General features: G+C 60.0%; 6 protein-coding genes. 4 read left to right on the top strand and 2 right to left on the bottom strand.

The features are described 5' to 3' along the window. Positions 1-151 precede the first annotated feature (151 nt). A complete protein-coding gene (locus ACLEJU_RS25295) occupies positions 152-1,027 on the top strand; it encodes an urea transporter (RefSeq protein ID WP_435423755.1) in 876 nt (291 codons plus the stop codon). Between the two features lie 8 nt (positions 1,028-1,035). Here ACLEJU_RS25295 and ACLEJU_RS25290 read toward each other — a convergent pair whose 3' ends face one another. Continuing rightward, positions 1,036-1,809, bottom strand: coding sequence for an RHS repeat-associated core domain-containing protein (locus tag ACLEJU_RS25290; protein ID WP_435423754.1), 774 nt, complete (start codon positions 1,807-1,809; stop codon positions 1,036-1,038). A 140-nt stretch (positions 1,810-1,949) separates the two neighbouring features. On the opposite strand from ACLEJU_RS25290, the gene ACLEJU_RS25285 reads away from it, so the two are divergent. After that, a complete protein-coding gene (locus tag ACLEJU_RS25285) occupies positions 1,950-2,774 on the top strand; it encodes an ion transporter (RefSeq protein ID WP_435423753.1) in 825 nt (274 codons plus the stop codon). Between the two features lie 15 nt (positions 2,775-2,789). Here the strand turns inward: ACLEJU_RS25285 and ACLEJU_RS25280 are convergent, their stop codons facing one another. Beyond that, positions 2,790-3,479, bottom strand: coding sequence for an RHS repeat-associated core domain-containing protein (locus ACLEJU_RS25280; protein WP_435423752.1), 690 nt, complete (start codon positions 3,477-3,479; stop codon positions 2,790-2,792). Between the two features lie 185 nt (positions 3,480-3,664). On the opposite strand from ACLEJU_RS25280, the gene ACLEJU_RS25275 reads away from it, so the two are divergent. Both ACLEJU_RS25275 and ACLEJU_RS25270 read left to right on the top strand, forming a co-directional pair. Continuing rightward, positions 3,665-4,666 (top strand): sulfate ABC transporter substrate-binding protein, encoded by a 1,002-nt coding sequence (locus tag ACLEJU_RS25275; RefSeq protein WP_186603284.1) that lies wholly within the window; start codon positions 3,665-3,667, stop codon positions 4,664-4,666. A gap of 155 nt (positions 4,667-4,821) precedes the next feature. Next, the gene (locus ACLEJU_RS25270; RefSeq protein WP_435423751.1) at positions 4,822-6,846 is read left to right on the top strand and encodes a mechanosensitive ion channel family protein; all 2,025 of its coding nucleotides are present in this window, start codon (positions 4,822-4,824) and stop codon (positions 6,844-6,846) included. The last annotated feature ends 51 nt before the right edge of the window (positions 6,847-6,897 follow it).

Genomic DNA, 6,897 nt, shown 5'->3' with positions numbered 1-6,897 from the left:
ACACAAGGCCGCTCCTACAGGAGACCGCGATCCCTTGTAGGAGCGGCCTTGTGTCGCGAAAGGAGGGCAAAGCCCTCCCAACACACCGAACCTGCGGAAAACCGAGGCCCAAAGAGGCCCACCGCTCCCCCATCAACTTGCTGACTGCCCCATGTACACCAAGAATTTCGTCAACCCGTGCCCCGACTGGGCCACGGCGCTGCTCAACGGCTTCAGCCAGGTGCTGCTGCTGCGCAACCCCCTGTGCGGCCTGTGCTGCCTGCTGGCCATCCTGCTGACCGCCCCCGACCTGGTCGGCGGCGCCCTGCTCGGCGCCCTGTCCGGCCTGCTCACCGCCCAACGCCGTGGCTACGACCGCGCCGACCGCCAGGCCGGGCTGTATTGCTACAACGGCGTACTGATCGGCATCCTGATCAGCGCCGTGCTGCCCTGGTCGGTCATCCTGCCGCCGCTGATCATCGCCGCCGGCGGCCTGTCGAGCATCATCACCCACCAATGGCGCAAGCGCGGCGGCAAGCTGCTGGTCGCCTACACCGCACCCTTCGTGCTGCTGGGCTGGGTTGCCCTGTTGTTCGCCAGCCCCGCACCCAGCGGCTTCGTCGACGCAGAACCTGTGTATGCCCTGGCGCGGGGCGTCGGGCAGATCTTCCTGCTCGACCAGCCGCTGGCCGGGTTGCTGATCATCATCGGGATGTTCATTGCCAACCCCTATGCGGCCTCTTGGGCCGTGATTGGCTCGATGATCGGTGGCTCAGTGGCGCTGCTGGCTGGTGAGGGGCAAACGGTATGGATGGGCTTGCACGGATTTAATGCCGCGCTGGCGGGGTTGGCATTCAGTCGACACCGCGAACGACCCTGGACAACACTTCTCGCAGTTGGTCTGGCACTTGCGCTCCAGCCGATGTTCGACCTCATGCCGATTGCAGGACTCACTGCACCTTTTGTCATTGCTTGCTGGCTGATGCACTGGACCATCCACTTAGTGCCGTTTGCTAGAAGTAACAGCGGTGATCATTTGCAAAATTAAAGCCGAACTTAAGGGTTTTCGGCCTCTTGCCGGACATCTCTCACCAGCACTGACGCACCACCCAGGATATTCTTGGGCTTCACTGCATTTTCAGAATAATTTGGCCCGGTATTCTGCGTTTGCGCTGTCTTTGCCAAGACACGCCCGCCCGATAGCAATTTAGTATTTCTTACGGTGTGCTTCGAATAAAACAGAACCGTATCAGCTAGTAAGAGGATGCTCCGGAGTCCATCCAGAATCTGAGCCTTCAACGCCACGTTTTCCGGATCGGCTCTCACGATGGCGGAAAATCCTCCTTGACTGTTCCGGAACACAGTCAAAGGGGGGACATTTGGCTCAGCATATCGTGCTACGGAAACATGGGTTTTAGTCTCAGGAATCGGCATTGCTTTGAGTGCTTGCGTGGCGCGTGGCTTGTTGAGACCGTGCTTGGCGATCAGCGCCGACAGCTCTTTTACTCGACCTGATGGGTCAATGTTGTTTATCGGGTCTCCAGAGCAATAGGCGTAGCAATTGAGGCCGCCGGCCCCGAATGGGCTAAGGTCATCTGGACTATGGAAACGGCAAATCCCAGGTTGAAAAAGACGATACCCGTTTCCCAAAAGATAGCCTTTTGTTAGCGGCTCAACAGCTTGGCCGTTGAACCTCATAACGCTTCGTTCCTTATCAGCCGCCTGGTATCCATACACCGTATAGGACAGATGGGCATGCTCCCCGGCCAGTACCCTATCCGCCAGTCCCAGCTGCAACAGGCCGTCGTGTCCCTTCTCGAGATTAGGCATTACCGCTGTCCCCAGATCGTTGAACCGGCTCATATTTTGATGAACCCACAGTCAGATTCAAACTGGTAGTTTTATCAGGTCGGGTACACCCCCGTACCATCATCAACACCAACCTGCCCCTGCTTCTGGAACCAACATAAATGTCCACGCAATCCGCCCTACGGGAACGCCTATACATCATGGTCTTCCAGACCGACACCGTAGCCGGCCGCCGCTTCGACAAGATCCTCCTGCTGATCATCCTGGCCAGCCTGGTCACAGTGATCCTCGACAGCATCGACGAGGTCCACCAAGGCTACGCCGGCCTACTGGCCGCCATCGAATGGGGCTTCACCGCAATCTTCCTGGCCGAATACCTCACCCGCTTGTATTGCTCGCCCAAGCCACTGCGCTATGCCTTCAGTTTCTACGGCCTGGTCGACCTGCTGGCGATCGTGCCGGGGATCATTGCCCTGTACTACAGCGACGCCCAGTACCTGCTGATCATCCGGGTGATCCGGATGTTGCGGATCTTCCGCGTGCTCAAGCTCAGCCCCTACCTCAAGCAGGCGCACTACCTGATGGACGCGCTGCGTGGCAGCAAGCAGAAGATCATCGTGTTTCTGGTGACGGTTTCCACCCTGGTGACGGTGTTCGGCACCTTGATGTATGTGATCGAAGGGCCGGAGCATGGCTTTACCAGCATCCCCAAAGGGATCTACTGGGCCATCGTCACGCTGACCACGGTGGGTTTCGGCGACATCGTGCCGAAGACGCCGCTGGGGCAGGTGCTGTCATCGCTGGTGATGATTACCGGTTATTCGATCATTGCCGTCCCGACCGGAATCTTCACCGCCGAGCTCGCCAACGCGATGCGAGGGGAACAGCTGCAGCACTCCTGTCCGACCTGCAGCAAAAAGACCCACGAACATGGGGCGGCGTTCTGCTCAAGGTGCGGGAATGCGTTGTTTCCGAAGTCCAGTTGATAAATACACTCGTCGCTAGACCCACGTACCAGCGCCAGCTCGCAACAGTTCAAGCTCGGCATCAGCGGCCCATAGCCGTTGCTGATAAGCGGCCAAACGCTGCTCGCTAAGCTTCAAGCGAAATGCTAAAGCGCTAACGTGAAACTGACTGCTGGCTAACGCCTTCTCGGCGAGAATCAATTGATTATCTATGCCCATCGCGCTTGATACGAGGCTCAACTCAAACCCAGACTCACCGCGGACCATGTTGTAAGGCCTGTCATCACCCAGCACTTGGATGCTCGCGCCTGGCACCTTTAGCATCGTCGCATGGCTTTTTACCTCGACAATGTTCAACCCCAGATCTTTGGCGTGCTTGGTAAGCCCAGTTTTTGGTAAAACTCTCAGGAGCTTTAAAAAGCCCGAAATCGATAAATGTCTCAGGAAGAAAGGCGCGCGTCCTGAGGGGTCTACCTTATTGACAGGATCTCCTTTGCAGTAGGCATAAGCATTGATTCCTCCAAACCCGAATGGACTCAGCTGATCAGCACTCAAAAACCTCCCCAAAACTGGACTAAACAACCGATAACCGCTGCCCAGCAGATAGCCTTGGGCAAGACAATCGAAAAACTCACCGTTAAATGCGAGCAAGACAGGGCCACCATGGTATCGATAGCCATACGAGCAATAAGCGTACTTCCGAGACTTGCCTTCAACTCTACTCATGCCATGGATGCTCCCTAATCTCTCGGTTCATCACATCAATTGCACAGCCAGTGCGCAACTGTCAGATCTACCAGGTAAGCCAAACCGCATAAGCAAAGACTCATTCAATCTTTAACCCTCCAAGAACAAAACGGTATAGTCGCTGGCACATTGCCAAACCTTTGATCCACAACAAGGAATGCGTCGTGAAAAAACTCTTCACCGCCTCGCTGCTCGCCGCCGGCCTGGCCCTCGGCAACCTGGCCCAGGCTGCCCCGACCCTGCTGAACGTTTCCTATGACGTGATGCGTGACTTCTACAAGGACTACAACCCGGCCTTCCAGAAACACTGGGAAGCCGAGCACAACGAGAAGGTCAATGTGCAGATGTCCTTCGGTGGCTCGAGCAAGCAGGCGCGTGCGGTGATCGATGGCCTGCCGGCCGATGTCATCACCATGAACATGGCCACCGACATCAACGCCCTGGCCGACAACGGCAAGCTGGTGCCGGACAACTGGGTGACCCGCCTGCCGAACAACAGCGCGCCGTTCACCTCGGCCACCGTGTTCATCGTGCGCAAGGGCAACCCCAAGGCGCTGAAGGACTGGCCGGACCTGCTCAAGGACGGCGTGCAGGTGATCGTGCCCAACCCGAAGACTTCGGGTAACGGCCGCTACACCTACCTGTCGGCCTGGGGCTATGTGCTCAAGCAGGGCGGCGATGAAACCAAGGCCCGCGAATTCGTCGGCAAGCTGTTCAAGCAGGCGCCAGTGCTCGACACCGGTGGCCGAGCCGCCACCACCACCTTCATGACTAACCAGATCGGCGACGTGCTGGTAACCTTCGAGAACGAAGCCGAGATGATCGCCCGCGAGTTCGGCCGCGATCAGTTCGAAGTGGTCTATCCGAGCGTGTCGGCCGAGGCCGAGCCGCCGGTGAGCGTGGTCGACAAGGTGGTGGCCAAGAAAGGCACCCAGGCCGTGGCCGAGGAATACCTGAAATACCTGTGGTCGCCAGCGGCCCAGGAAATCGCCGCGCAGAACTACCTGCGCCCGCGGGATGCGACGGTGCTGGCCAAGTACACCGACCGCTTCCCGAAAGTCGACTTCCTGTCGGTGGAGAAGACCTTTGGTGACTGGCGTACCGTGCAGAAGACCCACTTCAATGATGGTGGCGTGTTCGATCAGATCTACACCAATCAGCAGTAATTGATGTAAGCAGGACCGGCCTCTCGCGGATAAATCCGCTCCTACAGCCGCGAAGAGGCCGGCACAGGCAACACACCAATCGAACTTTCCCCACCCATCACCCTCAGTTTCTTGAGTAACCCTGCCCCGCTCACCCCGGCCCAAGGAGTACTCCAGTGCTGCGCTTTCTCTCCACCCTGCTGCTCGGCTGCCTGCTGAGCACCCATCTGCTGGCCGCAGACCCCGCCCCCGCCGACGAACAACCCGCCGAACCGGAACCGGTACTGCAAGGTGGGCTGCTCGGCGCCCTGGCCGACGGCCTGGACAGCGCCGCCCAGGAACTCGACCTCGACGCTCACCTGGTCGATGCCTGGCGCCTGCGCACCGACCGTGCCGCCCAGGAAGTGGAACGCCTGGTCGATCGTCACTCGGCCAGTGATTCGCTGCAACTGGCCGGCAACTTCATCCTGCTGACGCTGACCTGGGCCGCCAGCTTCGCCTTGCTGACCACGCTCGGCCGCTGGCTCAGCAAACGTCTGGGCGGCACCCCATGGCTGAGCGCGCGCCAACGCGCCAGCAGCCTGCTTGGCTACCTGCTGCCATACACGCTGCCGGCGCTCGCCAGCCTGCCGCTGACGCTGTACCTCAGCCGTTTCCTCGACCCGTCGATTGCCCGCGCCTTGGGCCTGAGCCTGGCCTACGCAACGAGCAGCGGTCTGTTCTCGACCTCGATCATCCTCTGCCTGATCACCCTCTTCGATGCCGGCCACAAGCGCGCGGCGGTGGCGGTGATCAAGCGACTGGCGCCGCGCCCGCTGTTCCTGATCGGTTTCCTTGCCGCCTGGAGCGACGCTTTGACCAGCCCGCAGATCGCCCGCCAGCTGGGTGGCAACATTACTGCCAGCGTCGCCGTGATCACCGGCCTGACCGCCACGTTCGTCTTTGCCAGCCTGGTTATCCGCCTGCGCCGCCCGGTCGCCCACCTGATTCGCAACCGCAACTACAAGGACCGCGTACAGCACCGCGCCGTGCAAGAGACCCTGCGGATCTTCTCGGCGGTGTGGTACCTGCCAATTCTGCTGATGATACTGGTCTCGGCCATCCATCTGCTCGGCGCTGGCGAGGAGAGCCAGAAGGCGCTGCAGAACGCCTTGCTGACCACGGTACTGCTGGTTTCCACCGTGTTCCTCAGCACCCTGCTGCAACATCTGCTGGCACCCCAGGGCAGCGATCCGGCCCAGCGTGTGCGGCCCTACAAGGAACTGCTACGCAGCCTCGCCCATGCGCTGCTGCGCATCGCCATGGCAGTAGCCTTCATCGAACTGCTGGGGCGCATCTGGGGCTTCTCGGTGATCGACTTCGCCCTGAGCAACAGCCTCGGCCAGGCGATCAGCAATTCACTGTCGAGCATCGGCCTGATCCTGCTGGTCACCTGGCTGCTCTGGGTGGTGCTCGATACCGCCATCCAGGAAGCGCTCAAGCCCGCCGTCGGGCGCCGCGCCTCACGCCAGCCGAGCACCCGGGTGCGCACCATCCTGCCCATGCTGCGCAATGCGGTGAAAGTTATCCTGATCGTCATCTGCACCATCACCACCATGGCCAACCTGGGCATCAACGTAGCGCCGTTGCTGGCGGGTGCCGGGGTGATCGGCCTGGCCATCGGCTTTGGCTCGCAGCAACTGGTGCAGGATGTGATCACCGGGTTATTCATCCTGATCGAGGACACCATTTCGATCGGAGACTGGGTGGTGCTCGACTCCGGCCATGCCGGCACCGTCGAAAGCCTGACCATCCGCACCCTGCGCCTGCGCGACGGCAAGGGCTTCGTGCACTCGGTGCCGTTTGGCCAGATCAAGGCCGTCACCAACCAGTCGCGGCAGTTCGCCTATGCGTTCTTCTCGGTGCAGTTCACCTACGACAGCGACGTCGACGAGTCGCTGGGGCTGATCCATGAGGTGGGGCAGTCGATCAGCGAAGACCCACTGCTGCGCATCAACCTGCAAGGGCCGCTGCAGGTGTTCGGGGTCGATCGCATGGACTTGAACGGGTTCGTGCTGACGGCGCAATTCCGCACCATTTCCGGTGGGCAGTATGCTGTGAGTCGGGCGTTCAATGAGCGACTGAAGAAACGCGTGGACCAGACCAACAAGGTGAGTTTTGCCCAGGTGTATCCACTGCCTGTGCAAGCTCTGGGCGCTTGATGTCGCCTGTGCCGGCCTCTTCGCCGGACGATCCCACTCCTACAGGGACCG

This window comes from Pseudomonas sp. SMN11 (assembly GCF_052041945.1).
Classification (GTDB): domain Bacteria; phylum Pseudomonadota; class Gammaproteobacteria; order Pseudomonadales; family Pseudomonadaceae; genus Aquipseudomonas.
This window is presented reverse-complemented; position numbering and strand designations above follow the sequence as displayed.

Coding starts and splice junctions, on each gene's coding strand:
- ACLEJU_RS25285 (WP_435423753.1), top strand. CDS start 1,950: ATGTCCACGCAATCCGCCCTACGGGAACGCCTATACATCATGGTCTTC.
- ACLEJU_RS25280 (WP_435423752.1), bottom strand. CDS start 3,479: ATGAGTAGAGTTGAAGGCAAGTCTCGGAAGTACGCTTATTGCTCGTAT.
- ACLEJU_RS25295 (WP_435423755.1), top strand. CDS start 152: ATGTACACCAAGAATTTCGTCAACCCGTGCCCCGACTGGGCCACGGCG.
- ACLEJU_RS25290 (WP_435423754.1), bottom strand. CDS start 1,809: ATGCCTAATCTCGAGAAGGGACACGACGGCCTGTTGCAGCTGGGACTG.